Source organism: Pseudomonas monteilii NBRC 103158 = DSM 14164 (assembly GCF_000730605.1).
GTDB classification, from domain to species: Bacteria; Pseudomonadota; Gammaproteobacteria; order Pseudomonadales; family Pseudomonadaceae; genus Aquipseudomonas; species Aquipseudomonas monteilii.
Map to the genome: position 1 here is coordinate 173,928 of NZ_BBIS01000010.1, position 20,292 is coordinate 194,219.

Annotated in this window: 24 protein-coding genes; 13 read left to right on the forward strand and 11 right to left on the reverse strand. The window is 60.3% G+C overall.

Annotated elements, in window-relative coordinates:
* Positions 1-45: 45 nt before the first annotated feature.
* From PM2_RS06390 to PM2_RS06450, 11 genes are all read right to left on the reverse strand, one after another.
* Positions 46-1,287 carry an Arm DNA-binding domain-containing protein gene (locus tag PM2_RS06390; RefSeq protein WP_028700208.1) on the reverse strand — a complete coding sequence of 414 codons (1,242 nt, stop codon included), beginning with the start codon at positions 1,285-1,287 and terminating at the stop codon, positions 46-48.
* Positions 1,284-1,538 (reverse strand): excisionase family protein, encoded by a 255-nt coding sequence (gene xisR / locus PM2_RS06395; RefSeq protein WP_033741372.1) that lies wholly within the window; start codon positions 1,536-1,538, stop codon positions 1,284-1,286. The genes PM2_RS06390 and xisR overlap by 4 nt, the downstream gene beginning before the upstream one ends.
* A 217-nt stretch (positions 1,539-1,755) precedes the next feature.
* On the reverse strand, positions 1,756-2,175 hold the full coding sequence (locus PM2_RS06405; RefSeq protein WP_028700211.1) for a hypothetical protein: 420 nt from the start codon (positions 2,173-2,175) through the stop codon (positions 1,756-1,758).
* Positions 2,172-2,780 (reverse strand): hypothetical protein, encoded by a 609-nt coding sequence (locus PM2_RS29500; protein ID WP_051564726.1) that lies wholly within the window; start codon positions 2,778-2,780, stop codon positions 2,172-2,174. Before PM2_RS29500 ends, PM2_RS06405 begins: the two co-directional genes overlap by 4 nt.
* 374 nt (positions 2,781-3,154) lie before the next feature.
* On the reverse strand, positions 3,155-3,355 hold the full coding sequence (locus PM2_RS06425) for a hypothetical protein (protein ID WP_028700214.1): 201 nt from the start codon (positions 3,353-3,355) through the stop codon (positions 3,155-3,157).
* Positions 3,352-5,181, reverse strand: a complete 1,830-nt coding sequence (locus PM2_RS06430) for a DNA cytosine methyltransferase (protein ID WP_028700215.1) — start codon at positions 5,179-5,181, stop codon at positions 3,352-3,354. The genes PM2_RS06425 and PM2_RS06430 overlap by 4 nt, the downstream gene beginning before the upstream one ends.
* Positions 5,178-5,423: an AAA family ATPase gene (locus tag PM2_RS06435; RefSeq protein ID WP_033741378.1), complete on the reverse strand. Its 246-nt coding sequence runs from the start codon at positions 5,421-5,423 to the stop codon at positions 5,178-5,180. Before PM2_RS06435 ends, PM2_RS06430 begins: the two co-directional genes overlap by 4 nt.
* On the reverse strand, positions 5,420-5,908 hold the full coding sequence (locus PM2_RS06440) for a hypothetical protein (RefSeq protein ID WP_028700217.1): 489 nt from the start codon (positions 5,906-5,908) through the stop codon (positions 5,420-5,422). Before PM2_RS06440 ends, PM2_RS06435 begins: the two co-directional genes overlap by 4 nt.
* A gap of 97 nt (positions 5,909-6,005) precedes the next feature.
* A complete protein-coding gene (locus PM2_RS06445) occupies positions 6,006-6,515 on the reverse strand; it encodes a hypothetical protein (RefSeq protein ID WP_028700218.1) in 510 nt (169 codons plus the stop codon).
* Positions 6,512-6,706 (reverse strand): helix-turn-helix domain-containing protein, encoded by a 195-nt coding sequence (locus PM2_RS29815; protein WP_080694050.1) that lies wholly within the window; start codon positions 6,704-6,706, stop codon positions 6,512-6,514. Before PM2_RS29815 ends, PM2_RS06445 begins: the two co-directional genes overlap by 4 nt.
* Before the next feature lie 294 nt (positions 6,707-7,000).
* Entirely contained in the window at positions 7,001-7,804 is an 804-nt protein-coding gene (locus PM2_RS06450) for an XRE family transcriptional regulator (RefSeq protein ID WP_042131513.1), read from the reverse strand.
* 116 nt (positions 7,805-7,920) lie between these two features.
* On the opposite strand from PM2_RS06450, the gene PM2_RS31885 reads away from it, so the two are divergent.
* The 13 genes from PM2_RS31885 (at position 7,921) to PM2_RS06515 (ending at position 20,292) form a co-directional block, all read left to right on the forward strand.
* Positions 7,921-8,127 carry a Cro/CI family transcriptional regulator gene (locus tag PM2_RS31885; protein WP_028700219.1) on the forward strand — a complete coding sequence of 69 codons (207 nt, stop codon included), beginning with the start codon at positions 7,921-7,923 and terminating at the stop codon, positions 8,125-8,127.
* Between the two features lie 223 nt (positions 8,128-8,350).
* Positions 8,351-8,839: a phage regulatory CII family protein gene (locus PM2_RS06460; RefSeq protein WP_028700220.1), complete on the forward strand. Its 489-nt coding sequence runs from the start codon at positions 8,351-8,353 to the stop codon at positions 8,837-8,839.
* Positions 8,832-9,035, forward strand: a complete 204-nt coding sequence (locus tag PM2_RS06465) for a TraR/DksA C4-type zinc finger protein (RefSeq protein ID WP_028700221.1) — start codon at positions 8,832-8,834, stop codon at positions 9,033-9,035. Before PM2_RS06460 ends, PM2_RS06465 begins: the two co-directional genes overlap by 8 nt.
* A complete protein-coding gene (locus tag PM2_RS06470; RefSeq protein WP_028700222.1) occupies positions 9,032-11,812 on the forward strand; it encodes a bifunctional DNA primase/polymerase in 2,781 nt (926 codons plus the stop codon). Before PM2_RS06465 ends, PM2_RS06470 begins: the two co-directional genes overlap by 4 nt.
* A 388-nt stretch (positions 11,813-12,200) precedes the next feature.
* Positions 12,201-12,689, forward strand: a complete 489-nt coding sequence (locus PM2_RS06475; RefSeq protein ID WP_042131515.1) for a hypothetical protein — start codon at positions 12,201-12,203, stop codon at positions 12,687-12,689.
* A gap of 181 nt (positions 12,690-12,870) precedes the next feature.
* On the forward strand, positions 12,871-13,218 hold the full coding sequence (locus PM2_RS06480; RefSeq protein WP_028700224.1) for a phage holin family protein: 348 nt from the start codon (positions 12,871-12,873) through the stop codon (positions 13,216-13,218).
* A 164-nt stretch (positions 13,219-13,382) separates the two neighbouring features.
* A complete protein-coding gene (locus PM2_RS06485; RefSeq protein ID WP_028700225.1) occupies positions 13,383-13,994 on the forward strand; it encodes a hypothetical protein in 612 nt (203 codons plus the stop codon).
* A gap of 4 nt (positions 13,995-13,998) precedes the next feature.
* Positions 13,999-16,032 (forward strand): phage terminase large subunit family protein, encoded by a 2,034-nt coding sequence (locus tag PM2_RS06490; RefSeq protein WP_028700226.1) that lies wholly within the window; start codon positions 13,999-14,001, stop codon positions 16,030-16,032.
* 1 nt (position 16,033) lies between these two features.
* On the forward strand, positions 16,034-16,240 hold the full coding sequence (locus PM2_RS06495) for a phage head-tail joining protein (RefSeq protein ID WP_021785548.1): 207 nt from the start codon (positions 16,034-16,036) through the stop codon (positions 16,238-16,240).
* The gene (locus PM2_RS06500) at positions 16,237-17,730 is read left to right on the forward strand and encodes a phage portal protein (protein WP_028700227.1); all 1,494 of its coding nucleotides are present in this window, start codon (positions 16,237-16,239) and stop codon (positions 17,728-17,730) included. The genes PM2_RS06495 and PM2_RS06500 overlap by 4 nt, the downstream gene beginning before the upstream one ends.
* The gene (locus PM2_RS06505; RefSeq protein ID WP_028700228.1) at positions 17,727-18,884 is read left to right on the forward strand and encodes a head maturation protease, ClpP-related; all 1,158 of its coding nucleotides are present in this window, start codon (positions 17,727-17,729) and stop codon (positions 18,882-18,884) included. The genes PM2_RS06500 and PM2_RS06505 overlap by 4 nt, the downstream gene beginning before the upstream one ends.
* Before the next feature lie 2 nt (positions 18,885-18,886).
* Complete coding sequence (locus PM2_RS06510; protein WP_019096806.1) at positions 18,887-19,234, forward strand: head decoration protein; 348 nt, start codon at positions 18,887-18,889, stop codon at positions 19,232-19,234.
* Between the two features lie 62 nt (positions 19,235-19,296).
* Entirely contained in the window at positions 19,297-20,292 is a 996-nt protein-coding gene (locus PM2_RS06515; RefSeq protein ID WP_028700229.1) for a major capsid protein, read from the forward strand.

Below are 20,292 nucleotides of genomic sequence, written 5' to 3' on the forward strand. Positions count from 1 at the left end.
CCGGCATTTGCCGGGTTTTTTATGCCTTTATCTTTCTGAAACTCCCTATTTATCTACGACGAAGCCCATCATTTTGGACACAATGTCAGCCATGCTTTTGGTGTCCTTCGAGATCCAGCGGCCATAGTGCTTGCGCACCATGGTTGTGTCGCTATGCCCGAGTTGACGGGCTACCCATTCAATCGGGACGTAGCTCGACAGTGCTTGGCTCGCGAATGTGTGGCGCGCCTGGTTAGCGCCACGGTGTCGAATACCTGCTTTCTCAAGGTGAGCGGTGAACCAGTTGCTGACGGTCTTGCCGTTCCACAGCAGCCCGCTCGTGGAACTGCGGAACAGGAAGCGGACACGCTCATGCTTCTTCGTGATGTTGTCTCGCTGCACAACGGTGATGTGAGTGGGTTCCGCGTCCTTTGCTTCGGCCACAATCATGGTCAGCAACTCCAGGGCTGGCGCGATCAGCTCAACCGTTCGAATGCGCGAGCGTTCTTTGGGTACTTTGAATTCCCCTGCGACAAGGGCGCGTCGGATTGTCAGAGTGCCGGCCACCAGGTCGACGTCCTCTACACCGGCTGCGATCAATTCGGACAGAGAGAGCCCGGTCCAGCAGTTGAAGACGATCATCCGGCTGTCTGCCATTCGCTCCGGATCGGTGGCGGCTATCCGCTCGATCTCGCTCCGGGTGAATGGGTCGGCGAATTCGCTGTCGCTGTCAGACTGAATGTTCTCGATGCGCTCCAGGGGGTTGAGCTTGATGATCTCATCGCTGAACGCATCCCCCCACACCCCCCTTATGATTGTGAAAACGTCGTTTACGGTTTTCGGTTTGAGGCCATTGGTGAGTAGTTCGGCCTGGAATAATTCAAGCTCGCTTTTGGGGATGCTTGCGATGGTTCTGCCGGTGAACTTCCTTCTGACATGCTCCGACTTGCTCTTGTAGTTGATGAACGTGCTGTGAGCCTTTTTAACCCTGGCAACTTCAAGCCACTGGGCAATCCCATCGTCCACGGTTCTTTTAGCCGGCTCGTTCGGAAGTTCCTGTCTAGCTTTGAGCCAAACCGAGTCGGGAAAGTGCGCCGCATAGTCGAAGCGGTTTTCCTTGATCTCGGCAAGAATCGTTCTGCGCTTGTTATCCGCATAGGCGATGGCAGTTTTGTTGATCTTTGCGACATTGCGTAGAGGCTCGCGGCGGCGTTCGCCTTCGTACATGAAGGCGATCCGAAGGAGGTTGCCATTGATGTCGACGCCCGTTGGTAGGGAGTCGACACCTGCAGGGAGTTTCACACTCATGGACGGCCGGCCATCCAATTTTCGATTTCAACACGGTTGTAGACAATGACGTTGGCTGGGTCAGTCCGCCATTGTTTCTCTTCCAGCCAGATTCCACGGTCGCGATATTTGCGTACGGCCTCAGTGCTCAATCCGAAGACCGGGAACAGCAACTCCTTCCGAATCCATACGGCAGGGGTGATGAGAAGTTGAACCGCTTCGGTCGGCTGTTTGTTTGCTTCGTGGATGGGTTTAACTTGTGGCTTTGCCATTGAGTAGTCTCCGACTTACCGAAGTGGTCGCAGGTGCTGCGCCTGCTTACGATTTTTCGCGGCCACATTGGCCATGTATGATTCCCATTTGCCGCTCTCGCGCTGTTGCCGGATTCGGCTGCACCGCTGGTGTCGCCGCGTCGACCTGCCTTTGCCGCACACATCGCAGATGGCAGGAAGGTCGAGGCTGTGTGAGGCCATGGGGGGCCGGGTGCGATCAGTCATAACTCACCGCCTCGCTGCCATTGTTGATAGCGTCCAGCGCGGCTTGGTCAAGCAAACGGTGCATCTGGTTGGTTCCTTGCTCGTCCTCACGCTGCAGTTCGTGGATGATTTCCTGTATCAATAACGTACCGTTCTGGATGCTGATCGGATCGCCCTTGTAGTCGACCGGCCATTCCGGTGCGCAAGTGACTGCGTGCAAAAGGCACTCGGTGGTGATGCGGATGACCAGTTGGTCGCCCTCGACAGCCACAGTTGGCAGCACGTTGGTTAGCTCTGCGGGTTCCGCAGTTGTTGGAGTTAGGATGCGATCCAGCTCGTCAGCTACTTCCTGCATGCCAACGGCTGCTGCGGCGTCAAGGGCTTGCTCCAGCAATTCACAGGGCACGCTGACCATTCGGTTGGTCTCGTTCATGGCTGTACCTCACGTGCCTTTTGGCGATCCAGACGTTCGATCTCAGCCAGGATCAGAGCACCGGCTTTGATGAGCATCTGCCGCTGAGGCTGGGGCTTCCACGTTTCTGGAGCCCATGGCCACATCGTTGGTGTATGCGTGCATGGGGCGTGCGGTAGGTTCCAAGAGCGAGCCCACCAGGCGTAGGTGCTGGCAGCATCTGCAAGTTGTCCTGAGGTGTATTGGTCGTCCCGATCAGGTGTGTAGCCTTCGGCTTCGGCCTGGCGCGCCCGCTCTGCTAGAACATCACAAGCTGCCAACTGAGCCGCGATAGGCGTGCCGCCCAGCTTGGCAGGTTGGGTGTTGAGGTCGGGCTTGCAGCCCTCCGCTTTGTCGAGGCTGGAGCAAGGCGCTACGTCGGCGCCGGGGAGGCCGACGAGCAGGATGTTGCTGTCGGGCTTACAGCCCTCTGCGTTTATCTGGCGGTGGCGCTCGATCTCGGCGATCAGATCCAGCACGGTCGCGGGCGCTACCGCCATGCCGTAGTCGTTGAGCGCAACAGGGTCGTACTGGTTCTGTTGGGCAGCTTGGGCCAGCTCTTTCAGTTTTGGCAGGTTGATGGTCATGCCTTGCACTCCTGAGTTGTTGCGAAGCCCGCCGCCTGGCGGATCTTGCTGCAGCGTTCATGGTTGCCGCGTGTCCGTGGGATGTTGCAGACGTCGCAGAACACGCCCATGGCGGGGCGCAGAAAAGTCTGTACACCCTTCGTGTCGCGTGTGTTAGGTGAGTAAGTCGTTGCGGTCATCACAGCGAATACCTCTCATGGGCACGGCGAGCGTTCGGGCTCAGGACCAGATGCTCGTAGCCAGGCCTTTGGTTTGCACTCGGTAACGTGTCAGTGGCTGGTCGGTTGGCGTTGGTGGCGTGGTGCAGCTGGTTCAGCGCAGCGATCAGTGCGCCGGCTAAGACCAGACTGATGAGCTGCCAGATGCGTGTTGGGTTAGGCATGTTGGCGGCTCTCGTTGAGCTGGATGAGCACCTGTTTGCTGGCAAGCTCGAACAGCTCGTCGGCGGAAACCGGCCTTACGGACTGCTCGAAGTTGCGCACGGCGTCAAACCGAGTGCGGTACAGCCCGGCCTGGCCTAGCCACGCGGCTGCGTTGAGTTTCGCGTTGGCTGCGGGATGGTCGTGCTGGCTCATGCCGCCTCCCGTTGGTACAGATCGATTAGATCCTTGGCGTTGGCGGCGATCAGGTCCTCCGCCTCGTCAGGGCAAACACTGTTGCCGATCAGTCGGACCTGGTCGGTGTTGTTGATGGCGCGCCATTCCAGCTGGCCCGAATGAGGGTTCTCAAACAGCCCGCGATCAAGGATGTAGTCAGGGCTGAACCCTTGAGCCAGCTTCAGCTCAGGTGCCTTGAGCATGCGCAGGGTGAAGTCCACCAGGGCGTAATCGCCCAGCAGCACCACATCAGCCAGCTCGGGGAAGTGTTCAGGCAGGTACTTATGCAGGAAGCGGGCGCACTTCCGGGCTCGTTCCATCAGTTCCGGCGGCAGGATGGCGGCTGGCACCTGCACGATGGTAACCAGCGCCATGCGCTCTCTCGTTGGCAGCGTGTGCATAGGCTCCTCCACGCCTTGCCACTGCCCGCCCGTGCCGTAGTATTTCACCAGGTAGGCGGTGGCTAGCCGCTGATTGGTGCCTCGTCCGAGAATGGTGCTCAGTGGTGCCTTTGCAGCCCGTCCGTCACCGTTGTAGAACCCGCCGTTGGCTTGCTCGAAGTGAGAGGCGGCAAGGGCGTGGTGCCCGCTACCTGTCGTCAGGGCGTTCATGGGTTGCAGAAGGCTGCTGCCGGTGCAGCCCTTACCAAGTGTCACCATGGCGGCAGTGGCCATTGCCTGTTCGCCACGGTTTGCTCCGGTAATGGTCCGAACTGCCTCTGTGACGGGATAGCCCGAGCGCTCGCCATGGTGGGTCAGGTGCGTGAGGTGTGCTGCTGCCATAGCGAAGTGGCCGCCCTTCACTTGGGCTACCTGGGTGCGCAAAGGCTCTGCAATGCTGAAGGTTCGCTGGTTGCTCGCGTTGGCGAACTCGGTGAGGCTGGCGGCGGCCAGCTGCTGATCGTTCAACGGGATGACAAACGGTTGCTCGGCCAGCACGGTGTGCCGCCAGAATCCCTTCGCGACCCGGCGGCAGGTGTTGTCCACCAGCGGGCGCTTGCGGTCGAGGATGCTTTTGCCCAGGTCGGAAAAGTCGATGCACTCCGCCGCGGTTCGCCATGGCAGCTGGTCGGCCTGAGGGTTCTCGTGTCTCTTGGGTTCGGTCCACACAATGGGACGGCCATCGGTGCGACCGATCAGGAACAGGCGCTTGCGGATGGTCGGTGACCCAGCGTTGGACGCACGGCGTTCTTTCCATTGCACGTTGCAGCCCAGGCCGCGCACCAGAGCTTCCATGGGAACCCACTGGCCGATGCAGTCCATGATTTCTGCCATATCAGGGTGGTCTACAGGCAGGCCGGTGGTAAGGCAGGATATGAACGCCTTGAAGGTTCGACCCATCTCGGCCTTGAGTGGTTTACCAGCATCGTCTAGTGGCCCCCAGGCCTGGAACTCCTCGACGTTCTCCATGAGGACCAGGCGCGGGCGTGTCGCGAATACCCAGCGGACAACCACCCATGGTAGGGAGCGAACGCTTTTGCTGCGTGGCGCGCCACCTTTGGCCTTGGAGAAGTGCCGGCAGTCCGGGGAAGCCCACAGGATGCCCACGGGCTGGTCGCCGGTGGCCTCCAGCGGATCGACCTCATAGATATCGCTGATGTAGTGGCGGGTATTGCGGTGGTTCGCCCGGTGCACCGCGATAGCGATGGGGTTGTGATTGATCGCAATGTCGGGATCCCGGTACGCGCGGGCGCCGCCGCTACTGGCGCCGCCGGCCCCGGCGAATAGGTCCACGTAGAGCTCGCGCTGGAAGGGCAGGGCGCACTGTTGTACTCCGCTTTGGTTGATGGTCTGCAGGGCTGTCATGCGGCAGTCCCCTGCTGGTGGACCACCAGCATTGCCTGATCGAAGCTCATGATTCGGCGCTGGAACGGCAGGTGGCTCTTACAGTTGCTGGTCAGCACCAGAGTATTGAGCAAGTCGACAGGGGTACCGGGCTCCCAGTTGTCTTGAATTTTGCTCAACCCCAGGGCTTTAGCTATCACGGCCGCCTTGGTGGTCTTTCCGCAGCCTTGGGGGCCGTACACCAGTACGCTCTTGGTGGTCATGCTGCCACCTCCGCACGCATTGCGGTGGCGCGCAGTTGGGTATGGACGCGCTTCGCCAGCTCGTCGAGGTTCGACGCCTGCTGGCCGGCTCGTACTCCCTGGGTGGTGGCTTTCATCGCCGTCAGGGTGCGTTCGGTCAGGCGCAAGGTTTCTGCCGCAGCAAGGATCTGTTCGTAGTCAGTACGGGTCACTGCGAGGCCGGTGTAGGACATGATCCGTTCCTCGAGCTCGGTGATCGTGCGCTTGAGGTTGGCAACAGTGGTGTGGTGTTTACGCTGCTCGGCTTCTCGCTGGACCTCGAGATCATCCAGTTCGTCGTTCAGCGTCCTAACCTGCTGGGCGTGGGTGATGTCGCGGATTTCAAGGCCGATTGCCTTGCCTCGCGAGAAGGCTCGGCGGCGAGCAAGAGCGAACAGGAAGGGCAGGGTTGCCAGGGTGAAAAGCAAGGCGATCCCGGCCGCGAGGGCGTACTGATGTGGTTGCATGTGTTGTGCTCCTAATGCTGCTCAGCCCCAGGCGATGAAGCCGTGGTGAGGCTTGGTGCTGAGCGGGTGCCCCTGGTGGCCGGGGCCGCCTTGTTGCTTACTGGTGCTCCCCATGCCCCACGGAAGTAGGCCGGAGCTGTTGGCGTACGGCCTCGACGAGCTGGTCCTTGCAGTGGCCTTTGGTGTGGGCGCAGATGTCGCCAAGAACATCCAGCACGATCACGCGAAAAGGCTGTGCTGGGTCGTCGGTAGGACTGATGTAGGCAACTTGCTCAGGCTCTAGAACCGCATTAACCGACTCGAACGCCTCTCTCATGGCTACGGCCTGCTCGGACTGCTGGCCAGACTCTGTCCGGCCGTTGGCCAGGTCCTGCAGAAAGTCGCGGAGATCCATGTACTTCGACGAGTCGCCTCGCTGAAGGGTGATTGAGCCGGTGAGCGGGCCGAACGTTGCTTTCACCTGGTGGGTGCGCAGGTCGTTCTCGATCTCGACGTGAGCGTCGATGCTGGTTTCGGGGCGCTGCATTGAGCAGCGGGTCGTGCCCCCGTTCTCCAATACATGCTGGAGCAACATCACGCGACGCAGGGGGATGATGAACTCGCTCATGCCTGGCTCCCTCCTTTTGGTCGGGTGGAGAGCCATTCATTGAGCTGCTTGCGGGGGTAGCGGACCTTGGAGCCTACCTTGATATACGGCACCGAATAGCGACCAGAGCAACGCCATGAGGCCAGAGTCCTGGGGCTTACTCCAAGCAGGTCCGCTGCCTGGTCTGGTGTCATCAGCTCGGCCTGAGTCATGGGCGGCCCCCGTCTTGCGGGGCGGCCACAGCGAAGCCTCGGGGAGTGGTGAAAACTTGTAGGCCGGTGCGGCGCTGGAAAGCCTCAACGAAGCTTGGGCGGGTGCAGGCGGTAGGGTGCAAGTAGACCCTGCACCCGGCGGTATATTGGGGACGTGTCATCATGATTTCCTGTGGTGAGAGGATCTCGCGCACAGAAAATTAGCCTGACTAATATTAGCTGTCAATCTATTTGAGGCGATACGCGCTCATATTGATAGACGGCGATTCAGCAAATCACGGCCGTGGGACTGGTTTAGAGCAGGACCGAATACCAGAATACCTGGCCAATTATGCGGATGTGGTCGTGGGCGTAGGCAGCGTCATAGTGCTCATCTGGGTACTCGGCAAGGTTGTAACTGCGGAGCCGAAGGCCGCCTCCTGGCAGGCGGTAAAGCAGTTTCACGCGAAGTAGGCCGTCGTGGTCAAGTGCGTACATTTTTCCGTCGATGATGCTCTTGGCGTCAGTGTTCACGCCAACAGTGCTGCCGTCAGGTAGCACCGGTTCCATGCTGTTGCCCTTTACTGGTACGCAGCCGGCTGCTTCGGGGTTCACGTTCTTCTTCTGCAGGGTTCGCTTGCCAAAGCGCAGCTTCCTGCCATTCGTTTCGAGCATCACTGCAGATCCGTTGCCTGCGGAGATTTCCGTTTCTTTGAAAAACGGCAGCTCCACTTCGTCAGGCCCAAGCGGGGTGTGGTCATCCCAGACTTCAATCGGATCGAGCACTACATCTGCAGATCTGGATCGTTGGGGAGTTGGGGAGAGTGGCAAATCCTTCATCAGCCTGGGGCTGACGTCCGTCGGGTCGAAGGAGAGAACCGATGCGAACTTCAGCAGCGCGGCCAGGTTGAGGCCGATCTTTCCGGTCATGTACTGGCTTACCACGCTCTGGCCTGCCCAGCCGCATAAGTCGGCTACTCGCTCCTGGGTGAGCGACGGATCAAGCCGTTTTTTGGCTTGGTATGCGCGCTTGAGGTTGGCAGCTTCAGTTTTACGAACCTGCTCGTCTGCCTCGTCGGCCGCAGTTGAGTTGGAGCTCTGTGGGGTGTCGTGTCTCATGCGTATGAATGTATAAGCCCTGCTGTTATTTTCAAAACAGCTAGGCATCTTTTCCGTTGCTCCGAAATAGAAGTCACGCTAATATTTTGGCTCTGGCTATGCCAAGGTGCTCAAAAATGGAAGACAGCATAGGGGTGCCTCTCCGAGATTTCGCGGAGGGGAAGACGCAGCCACAACTGGCTGAATTGCTTGGGGTTTCGCAGAGTGCGGTTTCGCAGATGCTCAACTCCAGCCGCGACATCCGAGTCCGTAGCGACGGAAAGGGGGGGTATGAATTTATTGAGATTCGTCCGATTGGAAGGCGAAAGCCCAGGACGGAATAGGATTGCCGAGCTGGGACCTCTCACCACAAGAATCTCCCAGCTCAGCGTTGGCAGTGTAAAGCACTGAATTCCCGCCATCCGGAACCTCTCACCACAAGTTGCTCCGGATGACTAGAACGACATGCCGTGTCGCACAACACATTGGAACAGGCATATCGGTCGTAGTCGTAGGATAGGGCTTGCCCGACCCTATGGCTACACCGTTAATCGAGGTTTAACGGTTATGAGTCGCATCGACACTTTGCCGGGCGCAGGCCCGGTGCTCTCCCTGCGACAGGCGCTCTACCGCGCTGGTCGTGACTACCGAGGCGGTATCACCAGTCTCGCTTTCGATATGGGCATCGATGTTGATGCCCTTCAAAAGAAACTCAAGCATGACGAAGAGCGCCGCTGGCTCTCCCCGGACGAACTGGAGGAAGTGATCCAGTGGACGGGTGATCCGCGAGTTCTCGATGCATTGGGACGGGCTGCGGGGGCCGTTTGGTATCGCCCTGAGCCAATGCCAGCCACTCATGAAGCATTGAAGGCGGTCGGTAAGCTATTGGATGAAGCTGGTGCGTTCGTGAGCAGCATGCATGACGGTGCTGCCGACAACGTGTGGGAGCATCATGAGGTGCTGGTGCTCGAGCAGCGTGGCGTGGACGTGATCCGCCAGGTTCTCGCAATCATGGCGGGTGCCCGCCAAGCCATGGAGGACCGCACCAATGGCTGATGATGTTGATCGCGCTAATGACCAGGCCGAGTACTTCCTGCAGGCGGCTCTCAAGCGCCAAGCCGGCAAACCCGTAGGGCCAAGCGCCCAGTTTTGCGAGGACTGCGACGAGCCGATCCCGCTCCTGCGACAGCATGCTGTCGCAGGTTGTGAAACCTGCGTCAGCTGCCAAGAGCAGCGGGAGCGGCGCAGATGAGTGAGCGTCCAGCTTCTGTAACTGCTGACTGGGCCCGCCGGTACATTGAAGCCTTCGGTCTGGCCTTGGTTCCTATCGAACCGGGAGAGAAGGGGCCGAAGGGGCATGCTTGGAACCAGCCGGGCGGATACTTTACTGATCCGGTGGCTGCAGAGCATTTCTGGCAGCAGCACCCTAGCCATAACCTGGGCGTGGTGCTGGGGCCGAGCCGCGTCTGCTCGCTTGATGTAGACGACGTGCAGTGGACCCGCCATGTGCTGAGGGAACTGCTGGGCTTGGATGTGGACGCGCTTGCTAATGCCTATCCGACCACGGTGGGTAATCCAGCGCGTTTTCGCATCATGTTCAGGCTGCCTGATGGGGTTGAGCTCAATCGCCGGTCGCTTGCTTGGCCGAATCCGGCGGACGTTGATGGTTCGGTGTTGAAGGCCTTGATGGCCCAGGTGAAGGCTGCCAAAGAGGCTGGGGATGCTACCCGAGTGGACGCTTTGCGCATGGCCGCGGAGCCCTTCAAGCGCATCACTGTCTTTGAGCTGCGAGCTGGCCTAGTGCAGGACGTCCTCCCGCCCTCCATCCATCCTGGTACCGGTAAGCCATACACTTGGCGGACTCCGCCCAGCGTTGATGGATTGCCAGTATTGCCCCCCGAGCTTCTCGCCATCTGGCAAGATTGGGACGAAGTAAAGCCAAAGGCTGAAGGGCTCTGCCCCTGGTTGCCAAAGGCTGCCGCACCGGTTGCTCGTCTTCCACAGCAGAAACCTCGGCCGACCATCGGCCGTGGTGGCTCGGATCTTCCCGAAGTGATTGCGCTGTTCAATGAGAGCCACGATCTCGCCGCTCTGATCGAGGCGCATGGCTACGAGCGGAGGGGAGACAAATGGCTCTGCCCCCAGAGCACCAGTGGCGATCCTGGCGTCACTATCAACGAAGGCAAGTTGTATTCGCACCACAGCTCCGATCCCCTGGCAAATGGACATCGAAACGATGCGTTCGATGTGTTCTGCATCCTTGAACATAACGGCGATCAAAAGGCGGCAACCAAAGCCGCGGCGCGAATCCTGGGGATCGACGCGGCGTCACGCCCACCAGCCCCGCCGCCGTTGGGCGAGCTTCCCCGTACCCCATCGGCTAATGATGCTTCCTCGCAAGCCGCTTCGCTCGATGAGCTGGCTGAGCGTATAGCGGCGGACCTTCCTCAGGCCCCATCGGCGGGCGATCCGCCCAGCCCGGCCGGCTCCTCGGCCGATAAGGGGGCGGGGGAAGATGTGGCTGAGATTAAGGATGTGCTCCGGCGCTTTGCCCTAATCGAAGGCTCCACCAGCGTGTGGGATCTGGACAAGGCAAGACCTATGAAGCGGTCTGGGTTCGAGGCGCTTGTAGGTAAGCCGGTGGCGAAGGCCTGGGTGGAGAGCACCGACAAGAAGCTGATTGCTCCCGAGAAAGCCCAGGAACTCGATCAGATGCGGCGCATGGCTGCGAAAAAGGGTGGGGCGCTGAAGCTCGATCCGTTGGAGCGCTATGTCTACATCGACGGTACCAAGGACGTTTGGGACTGCGAAAAGAAGCGGCGTATCCCGGAGGGTGCTGTGAAGATGGCTATCGGGGAGGATTACAAGTGGTGGCTGAACAGCCGAGATCGGCGGGTGGTGGACGTCAACAACATTGTGTTCGACCCGGCTATGAAGAAAGACCCCAACGAATACATCAACACCTTCGAGGGCTTGCCTCTTGAGCCGGTGCGGAATGACGCCGCCTGCGAGAACCTCCGGTGGTTGATTTCGTTCCTTTGCAACCATAACGAGGTCGAGTTCGACTGGCTGACGAAATGGCTCGCCTATCCGTTGCAGCACATGGGGGCCAAGATGGACACGGCGGTGTTGGCCCACTCGGTCATGGAGGGCTCGGGCAAGAGCCTCCTCTTTGCCGATGTTCTCGGTGAGCTATACGGCCAATACGCTGCGGTGGTAGGTCAGACGCAGCTGGAAGGCAGCTTCAACGCCTGGCAGAGCGGCAAGCTCTGGGCTGTGTTCGAGGAAGTTGTGAGCCGCGATCAGCGTTACAACCAGGTCGGTAAGATCAAGCACCTGATCACCGGCAAAACCGTTCGGATGGAATCGAAATTCATCAATGGTTGGGAAGAATCCAACCACATGAATGCGGTGTTCCTGAGTAACGAGATTCTTCCTTGGCCGATCAGCGACTCCGACCGCCGCATGTTGGTGATGTGGCCGATGGAGACGCTGCCACGCGAGCGGCAGAAGGCCATCGGGCAGGAATTGGCCAATGGTGGTGTCGCTGCGCTCTACGGTTGGTTGTTGAGCATCGACCTGGGTGATTTCGACCAGCGCACGCGGCCACCTGAAACTGAGGCGCGTCAACGGCTGGTAGCGCTGAGTCGAACGGCTTGGCAGACGTTCCTCAGCCTGTGGCGAACTGGCGAGCTCGGGCAAGGCCTTTGGGGCTGCTGCCTGGCCAGCGACCTGTATGCGCTCTTCTTGGAGTGGTGCTCGCGCAACAAGGAGCACTCCATGAGTCAGACGAAGTTCTCACTGATGATCAGCGCGACGGTGCAGAAGACTCCGCGGGCTGTCCCCTGGACGGATGGTAATAACCGGCGCTTCGCCGCGTTCTTCTTTCCGAGTGATGGGGATCCTTCCCTTCCCCCTTCCTTGTCGTCGGCCGAGCTGGGCAAGACCGTCGTGAAGTGGCGCGACAGTGCGAAGCTGGCAGGGTGGAACGTCGACGCTTGGGACCACATTAAGGGGCTTGCCGCATGAGTACGCCTATATGTGTGTCGGGTGTGTTGGGTTTGTGTTGCGTTGATTTTGCTGGGTCAACACACGCGCTGCCTAGGATTCATGCGCCTTACGCGGGGGCCGTGGTGGGTGTGTTGGGTTTGCGTTCGCGCACGCGCAGGCGCGACGTTTTTAGCGGCACCACTGATGGCGTAATTGAACCCCATGCGAACCCCCAAAAACCTAACAAACCCAACACACCCAACACAATTACTCATAATCCTTTGATTTCATTGATATTTGAGTGTGTTGGGTTTGTGTTGGGTTGTGTGAATTTGTGCTGGGTGTTTCTTCTGGAGGGATCGCGATGACAAATGACCAAGGATTACGCCTTCAACTCCTGGTGCGTGAGGCGCAGCACAAGTCCGATATGGCTGAATTGATCGATCAGTCATCCCGCCTTCGGCTGGTGGGCGAGCTGATGCAGCACTGGGGAGAGCAGCGTTCGCGGTTAGGGCTGGCCTCAAGCATGGGCAGCCAGATGGGCACCATCATGGAATGGAAGGGGGCAGCGCCGAGAGGCGGTGCGTCAGGGGCGCGGATCTTAGTTAGTGGGGCGGGTCTCGACCATGCAGCGGCGGAAGTTGATGCGGCCGTGGCGGAATTGGAGCGTCGCAACGACCGGGGCGTGATCCTGGCAAAGCTGGCCACACTTCGATACGTCCACGGTGTGACCGTCCGGGAGCAGATGCGCGAAGTAGGGCTAGCGGAACATGCGGATAGAACCTATCGGAACTGGGTAAAGGCGCTGCATCTACAAGTGCTCGCTATCTTGGCGGCCCGATCAGGCCGGGTTCGCCTGCCTACCGTTCGTCGGGTAAATATGACGCTGGCGAGCCCTCTAAATCCACGGGGATAGATGGCGAACCATGTACCGAAAACCACCCCTTTTCGGTTTTTCCGGAGGCATGTAAAAAGGCGCCACGATATGAAAAGTGCGCCTAGGCGCTCCCCCAACAAGCACTGTTTTGCGAACCGAGAACCCTGCCGGCTGGCGGGGTTTTCTGTTTCTAGCGCTGTGCTTTGCCAATGAGGCCTTCATGAATAGTGAGCAGCAAGCGTTAGTTGAGATGCCGATATGGTTGGTGATCGTCTTATCCCTGGTCGGCGGTGTTTCGGGCGAAATGTGGCGAGCCGACAAGGCGGGTGTTCGGGGCTGGTCTTTGGTGCGTCGGATCGTGCTGCGGTCTGGTGCCTGCATCGTCTGCGGGCTGTCGACCATCATGCTGTTCTACTCGGCAGGGTTGTCGATCTGGACTGCTGGTGCAATCGGCTGCCTGACCGCGATGGCCGGTGCCGATGTCGCCATCGGTCTGTACGAGCGCTGGGCCGCCAAGCGCCTGGGTGTTTGCGAGATGCCGCCGCGCAGTGGCGAGCCGGGTCAGTGACCTGGCCGAAACCCTGGCAGGGGCCGGGGACCCTGGCAAATATCGGGGGGTACGGGACGGGAAACCCGCGGCTCTTTGCTAGCGGGAGGGTTGCCAGCTTACTGAAATTCAACCTGTTGAAATTGAAAGGTTGTTCGTTGAAATGCCTCTGAAAGGGAAGGCTCATGACGGATTCGAACTTCATGTCAAAGAGCGCCTTTGCGGCTCGCATAGGGAGATCACCCAGTTACATCACCTGGCTGAAAAACAACGACCGGTTGGTGCTTTCACCCGATGGCAAATTGGTGGACGTGCAGGCTACCGAAGCCAAGATTCAGGAGACTGCGGACCCAAGCAAATCAGCCGTCGCGGCCCGGCATGAAGAAAACCGTATCGAGCGGGATGTCCGGGCCCACCTTCAACCCGGCGCCGACACACCTGCGGTGCAGCAACCGGATCACCCGCCTGGTAGCGGGCCCAACTTCCAGCGGGCCAAGGCGCATCGAGAGTTCTATCTCGCAGGACTGGCCGAGACCGAGTTTTACAAAGTGCGGGGCAGCCTGGTCGAACGGGTCGCAGTCGAAGACGCTGCGTTCGCTGCAGGGCGGATGCTTCGCGAGCAGTTTTTCGGGCTTGCCCCCCAGCTCGCTGGCGAAGTGGTGGGGATGAGTGACCTGTGGGAAGTTGAGAAACACCTCACCGACACCTTCCGGCGTGTGTTCACCGACGCAGCCAAGATGAACAGCGCCGACCTGGAAAAAGCCATTAACCACAATCGAGCCGAAAAGCAGAGCTGAGCCTATGAACACCGGATACGCAGACGGTGCAGAGGTGTACCGCGAAGCGTTTTGCCGGGGGCTGATGCCTGACCCAGATCTGTGGGTCGACGAGTGGGCCGATGAGTACATGCGCATCCCGCGAGGTACTGGTGCCGCAGAGCCTGGCAAATACCGAACTGAGCGTACCCCGTATGCACGCGAACCCATGCGCTGCCTTTCTCCCGCACATCCGTGTAAGCGGGTGGTGACCAAAATCGCTTCGCAGCTCATGAAGACACAGATCGCCCTGAACTGGATCGGGGCCCTGATCCATATGGCGCCGGCCAACATCCTTACGCTCCTTCCAACTGGGGGCCTGGCGAAGCGGGTTTCTTCCCGGATTGGCAAGACCATTGATGCAGTACCGGAACTGAAGGAGCGTGTCGCAGCGGTTCGTTCCAGAGATTCCCGTAACACCCTCGACACAAAGGAATTTGATGGTGGCGCATTGTTTGCCACCACGGCTGGCTCGGCGGCCAACCTTTCCGAGCTATCGGCGCGGTACGTGTACGGCGATGAGGTTGATCGCTGGGAGGTAGACGTTAACCAAGAAGGTGACCCAATCAAGCTGGCCGAAGCGAGGGGAAGTACCTTCGGGCGTAAGGCGAAGTTCTACTTTTCCAGCTCTCCGCTCATCAAGGGTATGTCGCGAATAGATGATCTCTACATGATGGGGGATCAGCGGCATTACTACGTGCCTTGTCCGCATTGCGGGCACATGCAGGTGTTTGTCTGGGAACGGTTGTTGTATTCACCTGATTTCAGTACCGCGCACTACCAATGTGCTGGGCCTGAGTGTGATGTGCTGATCGAAGAGCACCACAAGGCAGAGATGCTTGCCAAAGGGGAATGGCGTGCACATGCGCAGGGAGATGGCGAGACGGTAAGTTTTCACCTCAATGCGCTTTATGCCCCGTTGGGCTGGCAGTCCTGGGCCACGCTTGCCCGAGAATTTGAAGAGGCTAAGCGGGCCCAGGGCCGGGGTAACCTGTATCCCATGCAGGTGTTTTACAACACCCGCCTGGCAGAGGTCTGGGATAGCGCACTTGAGCAAACCAAGGCAGAGGTGCTGCAGGCCCGAGCTCTTCAAGAGGACTATGTACTAGGTACCTTGCCTGTAGGGGCGCTCGCTCTAACGGCCTCCGTCGACGTCCAGGCCAACCGTTTGGAAATGATGGTCATGGGGTGGGGGGCAGGCATGGAGCGCTGGGTGGTCGATCACCAGGTTATCCCCGGCGATCCAGCTGATGAACGCACTTGGGCGCTGTTGGATGAGCGCTTGAAAGTTCGATATCGGCATCCCTGCGGCGTCGCTCTGGGCATCCTAGCTACGGGCATCGACTCCGGCGGTCATCACACCCATGAGGTCTACCAGTTCGCTCGCGTACGTCGTTGGCGCAACGTGTTTGCGCTCAAAGGCGCTAGTAAGCCGAACAAGCCTGTGATCGCGCAGCGCCCGTCTTTGGTGGATGTTACTTGGCGGGGCCAGACTGAACGCAACGGTGCCGAGCTGTGGATCGTCGGTACCGACACGGCCAAGGACTGGATTTACAACCGCTACAACTTCGAGTCTGGCCCAGGCGCGCTTCACTTCGCCAAGGACCTGCCGGATGAATTCTTCCAGCAGTGCGTAGCAGAGCGGAAGGTCGTCCGCTATGTGAAGGGGCATGAGCGGTTCGATTGGGTGAAAAGCAAGGCCGAGCGCAACGAAGCGCTCGACCTAATGGTGTACAACCTGGCCATGGCGTATTACCTGGGTCTACATCGCTACGGCGAGCAGGAGTGGGAGAAGCTGCGCCAAGCTTTGGCCCAGGCAAACCTGTTCGAGGAGCCGACACCTTCGAAACCGCCGGCGATTGAGCAAGAGGACGACGACGCCGATACCGAAGTCGAGTCGCAATTACCGGCTCAGCCCCCAGCCCGGCCCGCTCCTACGGCCTCGCCAACGCCGCCTCGCCCGGCACCTCAACCAATGCAACGCCGCAGCTCCAGCAGCGGCTATCTGAAGAGACGCTGACATGGCATACACCCAGGCACACCTCGCGGCTGTTGAAGGTGCGATTGCCCGTGGCGAACGCATCGTTCGCTACAGCGACCGCACCGTCGAGTATCGGACGGTGGACGAACTGATCAAGGCCCGCGATCTGATCCGCACCGAGCTGGCCCAGGCAGCTGGCCGACGCTCACGCGTGGTTCGGCTCTACCACGGAGGTAAGGGCTTGTGAGCGGCCGCTATATCTCCACGCGCTCAGGCTTGCTGGTACCGGAGCGCATCAAGGCCAGCTACGAGGGCGCCGCCGAAGGGCGGCGTTCCTCTAATTGGGATGCCCCTGATACTGGGCCAAACAGCCTGATCATGCCCGCCCTGCGCAACCTGCGTTCGCGCTCGCGGGCAGCGGTGCGCAACGACCCGTATGCGGCCAACATCATCGACAAACGGGTCAGCAACCTGATCGGTACCGGCATCACGCCTCAACCGCGCTTGCTCGACAAGGCGCTGCGCAAGGCCATGCAGGTGCTGTGGGAGGATTGGGTGGACGAATCGGATGCGGACGAGCGCACCGACTTCTACGGTCAGCAGGCGCTGGTAGCACGCACGGTCGAGCAATCAGGTGAGTGTTTCGTCCGCTTGCGGCCACGCCGGCTGGAGGATGGACTGGCGGTCCCGCTGCAGGTGCAGTGCCTTGCACCTGAATTCGTCCCGCACGATAAGTTCGAAGTGACGCGGTCCGGCAACGTCATCCGCGCCGGGATCGAGTTCAACAGCATTGGACGACGCGTTGCTTACTGGTGCTACCGCAATCACCCAAGCGACAAGGCCTCGCTCAATGCCGGCTACAACCCTCTGGTGCGCGTCCCGGCCGAGCAGATGTTGCACATCTTCGAGCCCTTGGAACCAGGCCAGTTACGTGGTGTGCCTCGGCTCGCGCCGATCTTGAAGCGTCTGCGCAGCCTGGATAACTACGACGACGCGGTGCTGTTTCGCCAGGAAGTGGCAAACCTGTTCGCGGGCTTCGTTCGCAAGCCGGCGCCGGACGGGCCAGGGCTTCCGCCGATGGACATGCTGACCGGCGCACCGGTTGTCCATGACCGTGATGCGTTCACGCCGATGGTGGCGTTGGAGCCCGGCACCATGCAGGAACTCGGGCCGGGGGAGCAGGTGGAGTTCTCCGACCCGCCCGATGGCGGCAACAACTATCCCGACTTCATGCGGCAGCAGTTGATGGCTGCAGCTGCCGGGGCAGGCCTGCCTTATGAGCTGATGACTGGCGACATGCGCGATGTGAACGACCGGGCGATCCGCGTGGTGCTCACAGAGTTTCGCCGCCGCCTGGAGCAGTTGCAGTTCCAAGTGTATGTCCACCAGTTGTGTCGTCCTGTGCGAACTGCATGGATGGACATGGCTGTGCTGGCCGGGGCGTTGGAACTTGAGGACTACGTGCTGCGGCGGCGTGAGTACTTGCGCACGCGGTGGGTGCCACAGGGCTGGGCCTACATCCATCCCGTTCAAGACGTTCAGTCGCGGATGCTCGAGGTGGGGGCGGGTTTCGCCTCGCGCACGGAGATGTGCCTTCGCTCCGGTACGGACGCGGAAGTCGTGGACGAAGAGAACGCCGCAGATATCGCCCGGGCCAAGGACCTGGGCCTCAACTACAGCAGCTTGTCGGCCATCAAGGATGAGCCGGATGAGCCCGACGAGAAGGGGAAAACATGAAACCGTTGATGCCGTTCCGCATCTTCAACAAGGCCAAGTCCATGCCGCAGGTCGAGGATGGGCACTGGTACAAGATCGCTGCAGCCGCCGAGGGCGAGGCCGGGGCCAAGGTGATCGAAGTCTATGTCTACGGCGAGATTGGCGCATGGGGCATCACCGCGAACCAATTCATTCAAGACCTCAAGGCGGTGGACGATGGCGTTTCGGAAGTGGTGGTGGCCTTCAATACCAACGGGGGTGATCTGTTCGAAGGCCTCGCGATTCACAATGCACTGAGCCGGCTGGGTGAGCGCTGCACCGGCCGGGTCGATGCCCTGGCGGCCAGTGCTGGCAGCGTGGCGGTATGTGGTGCGCACCGCGTGGTGATGGCATCGAATGCCATGCTGATGATCCACAACCCCTACACATGGGTCGGCGGCGATGCCGAGGACCTTCGGCGCGTGGCGGATGTTCTCGACCAGGCGCTCGAGGCCATGATCGCTGCTTACAAGGCCAAGGCGCCGAATGTCGATGACGCTGAACTGCGGCGTCTGGTCGATGCGGAAACCTGGCTCACTGCCCAAGAGGCCGTGGACCTGGGCTTGGCCGACGAGATCGGCAATGGCGTTAAGGTCCAGGCTTGTTTGGGGCAGGGCGCCACTCTGGCGCGGTACCGAAATACCCCGCAGGCGTTGTTGGATCAGCTCCAGGCCAGCCAGACCGATCCAGAAACCCCGAGCGAGCCCGCTCCGGTCGATGAGCCCCCAGCTCCCAGCACGGCTAACTCGACGGCGTTGGCGTTGATGATCACCCAGGCTTGTGCGAAAGCGGGCATCAGCAACCTGGTCGAGCCGCTGATCGCATCGACCAAGCTGGCCGACGAAGCCACGGTCCAGGCAGCGTTAACTCGCGCCAAAGCAGTGCGAGACCTCTGCGTAGCGGCGCGCTTGCCCGAGATGGCGGTCGAATATGTCGGCGCTGGCCTGGACGCGACCGTGGTTCGGGCGCGGCTGTTCGACAAGCTGGTTGGCTCGGGCAAGGGCTTCGAGATCGACAACACCCTTCCGCCGGCTGCCGATGAGCCTGAGACAGTCCAGGCGAAGCTTCCAAACCCCAGCAACATTTGGTCTGCGCGACGGCAGGCCGCTCAACAACGCACCGGCAAAGGAGCCTAAGCATGAGCAAAACCTATGTGGAACCGGTGCATGCCGGTGAATTCCTGCTGTCCGAGGGCGCAGGAAAGATCTCCCGCGAAGTCATCGAGCTGGCCCCTGGTGCTGCCTTGGTCGCCGGCCAGCTTCTCGGTCAGCTCACGGCCTCTGGCCAATTCGCTCCGTACAATCCCGAGGCTGCAGACGGCAGCGAGACGGCCAAGTGCATCTTGTTTGCGTCCGTTGGTGAATCCGACGTAGCCCGGCGCGGACGCGCGGTAGTACGCCTGGCCGAGGTGAGCGAGGGGCTGCTGACTGGCCTCGACCTTGATGCCGAGAAAGCCCTGGCCGCGCAATTCATCATCGTTCGCTAATAGCGAGCCCACCCTTTTACAGCCCCGCCTAGTGCGGGGTTTTGCATTTCTGGAGGGCCTTCATGGCTGACATCGATATTTTTGAAGACAACGCTTTCTCGGTTCCCGCGCTCACTGCGGCGATCAACGAGCAGCCATTCGTGCCAGGGCGCCTGGCTGAACTGGGGCTGTTCGAGGAAGAGGGCGTGACCACGGTGACCGTCCAGGTCGAGAAGGACGGCGACACTCTGGCCTTGGTGCCAGCGGGCGAGCGGGGTACTTCAGGGCTGGTGGTCAACGGTAGCAAGCGGATCCTGCTGCCATTCAACACCGTTCACCTGCCCGAGCGCTTCGCCATCAAGGCGGACGAGATCCAGGGCATCCGCGCATTCGGTGAGCAAACTGAGCTGCAGGCGGTCCAGGACGTGGTCAACAAGCGTCTGGCGAAGGCTCGGCGGCAACTGGATGCCACGCATGAATTCCATCGCATGGGCGCGCTCAACGGTCACGTGCTGGATGCGGACGGCAAGACAGTGTTGCTCAATATCTATGCCCGCTTCGATCTTGAACCCATCGAGATCCCGATGGAGCTAACCAACCCGGACACCAACGTCCGGGTGAAATGCGTGGATGCGCTGGATGCCCAGGAGGAAGCCTTGGGCGCCGCCACCACCAGCGGCGCTCGGGCCTTCTGCGGGAAGAACTTCTGGCGAGCGCTTATCGGGCACAAGAGCGTCGCGAAAACCTACGAGGGCACCCAGTACGCTGCGGCGTTGCGAGCTGACGGTCGCGAAACTTTCGAGTTCGGCGGCATCACCTGGGAACGCTACCGGGGCAAGGTTGGCGGAATCGCCTTTGTCGCGGACGATGAGGCGCGGCTGGTTCCAGAAGGTGTGCCAGGCCTGTGCATCACCCGCTTCGCGCCGGCTGACTACATGGACACAGTCAACACCGAGGGCCTGCCGTACTACAGCCAGTTGGAAATGATGCCGTTCAAGAAGGGCGTGGCCGGTGAGGCCCAGTCCAACCCGCTGCACCTGGTGACCCGGCCTCGCGCCATTCTCCGCTTGAAGCTCTGA

What these genes read in the sequence shown, in the direction of transcription:
- PM2_RS06430 (WP_028700215.1), bottom strand. Translation starts at nt 5,181, where the DNA reads ATGACAGCCCTGCAGACCATCAACCAAAGCGGAGTACAACAGTGCGCC.
- PM2_RS29815 (WP_080694050.1), bottom strand. Translation starts at nt 6,706, where the DNA reads ATGACTCAGGCCGAGCTGATGACACCAGACCAGGCAGCGGACCTGCTT.
- PM2_RS06485 (WP_028700225.1), top strand. Translation starts at nt 13,383, where the DNA reads ATGACGGATTCGAACTTCATGTCAAAGAGCGCCTTTGCGGCTCGCATA.
- PM2_RS29500 (WP_051564726.1), bottom strand. Translation starts at nt 2,780, where the DNA reads ATGACCATCAACCTGCCAAAACTGAAAGAGCTGGCCCAAGCTGCCCAA.
- PM2_RS06505 (WP_028700228.1), top strand. Translation starts at nt 17,727, where the DNA reads ATGAAACCGTTGATGCCGTTCCGCATCTTCAACAAGGCCAAGTCCATG.
- PM2_RS06515 (WP_028700229.1), top strand. Translation starts at nt 19,297, where the DNA reads ATGGCTGACATCGATATTTTTGAAGACAACGCTTTCTCGGTTCCCGCG.
- PM2_RS06440 (WP_028700217.1), bottom strand. Translation starts at nt 5,908, where the DNA reads ATGCAACCACATCAGTACGCCCTCGCGGCCGGGATCGCCTTGCTTTTC.
- PM2_RS06460 (WP_028700220.1), top strand. Translation starts at nt 8,351, where the DNA reads ATGAGTCGCATCGACACTTTGCCGGGCGCAGGCCCGGTGCTCTCCCTG.
- PM2_RS06390 (WP_028700208.1), bottom strand. Translation starts at nt 1,287, where the DNA reads ATGAGTGTGAAACTCCCTGCAGGTGTCGACTCCCTACCAACGGGCGTC.
- PM2_RS06470 (WP_028700222.1), top strand. Translation starts at nt 9,032, where the DNA reads ATGAGTGAGCGTCCAGCTTCTGTAACTGCTGACTGGGCCCGCCGGTAC.
- PM2_RS06425 (WP_028700214.1), bottom strand. Translation starts at nt 3,355, where the DNA reads ATGAGCCAGCACGACCATCCCGCAGCCAACGCGAAACTCAACGCAGCC.
- PM2_RS06450 (WP_042131513.1), bottom strand. Translation starts at nt 7,804, where the DNA reads ATGAGACACGACACCCCACAGAGCTCCAACTCAACTGCGGCCGACGAG.
- PM2_RS06510 (WP_019096806.1), top strand. Translation starts at nt 18,887, where the DNA reads ATGAGCAAAACCTATGTGGAACCGGTGCATGCCGGTGAATTCCTGCTG.
- PM2_RS06495 (WP_021785548.1), top strand. Translation starts at nt 16,034, where the DNA reads ATGGCATACACCCAGGCACACCTCGCGGCTGTTGAAGGTGCGATTGCC.
- PM2_RS06405 (WP_028700211.1), bottom strand. Translation starts at nt 2,175, where the DNA reads ATGAACGAGACCAACCGAATGGTCAGCGTGCCCTGTGAATTGCTGGAG.
- PM2_RS06435 (WP_033741378.1), bottom strand. Translation starts at nt 5,423, where the DNA reads ATGACCACCAAGAGCGTACTGGTGTACGGCCCCCAAGGCTGCGGAAAG.
- PM2_RS06475 (WP_042131515.1), top strand. Translation starts at nt 12,201, where the DNA reads ATGGCTGAATTGATCGATCAGTCATCCCGCCTTCGGCTGGTGGGCGAG.
- PM2_RS31885 (WP_028700219.1), top strand. Translation starts at nt 7,921, where the DNA reads ATGGAAGACAGCATAGGGGTGCCTCTCCGAGATTTCGCGGAGGGGAAG.
- PM2_RS06445 (WP_028700218.1), bottom strand. Translation starts at nt 6,515, where the DNA reads ATGAGCGAGTTCATCATCCCCCTGCGTCGCGTGATGTTGCTCCAGCAT.
- xisR (WP_033741372.1), bottom strand. Translation starts at nt 1,538, where the DNA reads ATGGCAAAGCCACAAGTTAAACCCATCCACGAAGCAAACAAACAGCCG.
- PM2_RS06490 (WP_028700226.1), top strand. Translation starts at nt 13,999, where the DNA reads ATGAACACCGGATACGCAGACGGTGCAGAGGTGTACCGCGAAGCGTTT.
- PM2_RS06465 (WP_028700221.1), top strand. Translation starts at nt 8,832, where the DNA reads ATGGCTGATGATGTTGATCGCGCTAATGACCAGGCCGAGTACTTCCTG.
- PM2_RS06480 (WP_028700224.1), top strand. Translation starts at nt 12,871, where the DNA reads ATGAATAGTGAGCAGCAAGCGTTAGTTGAGATGCCGATATGGTTGGTG.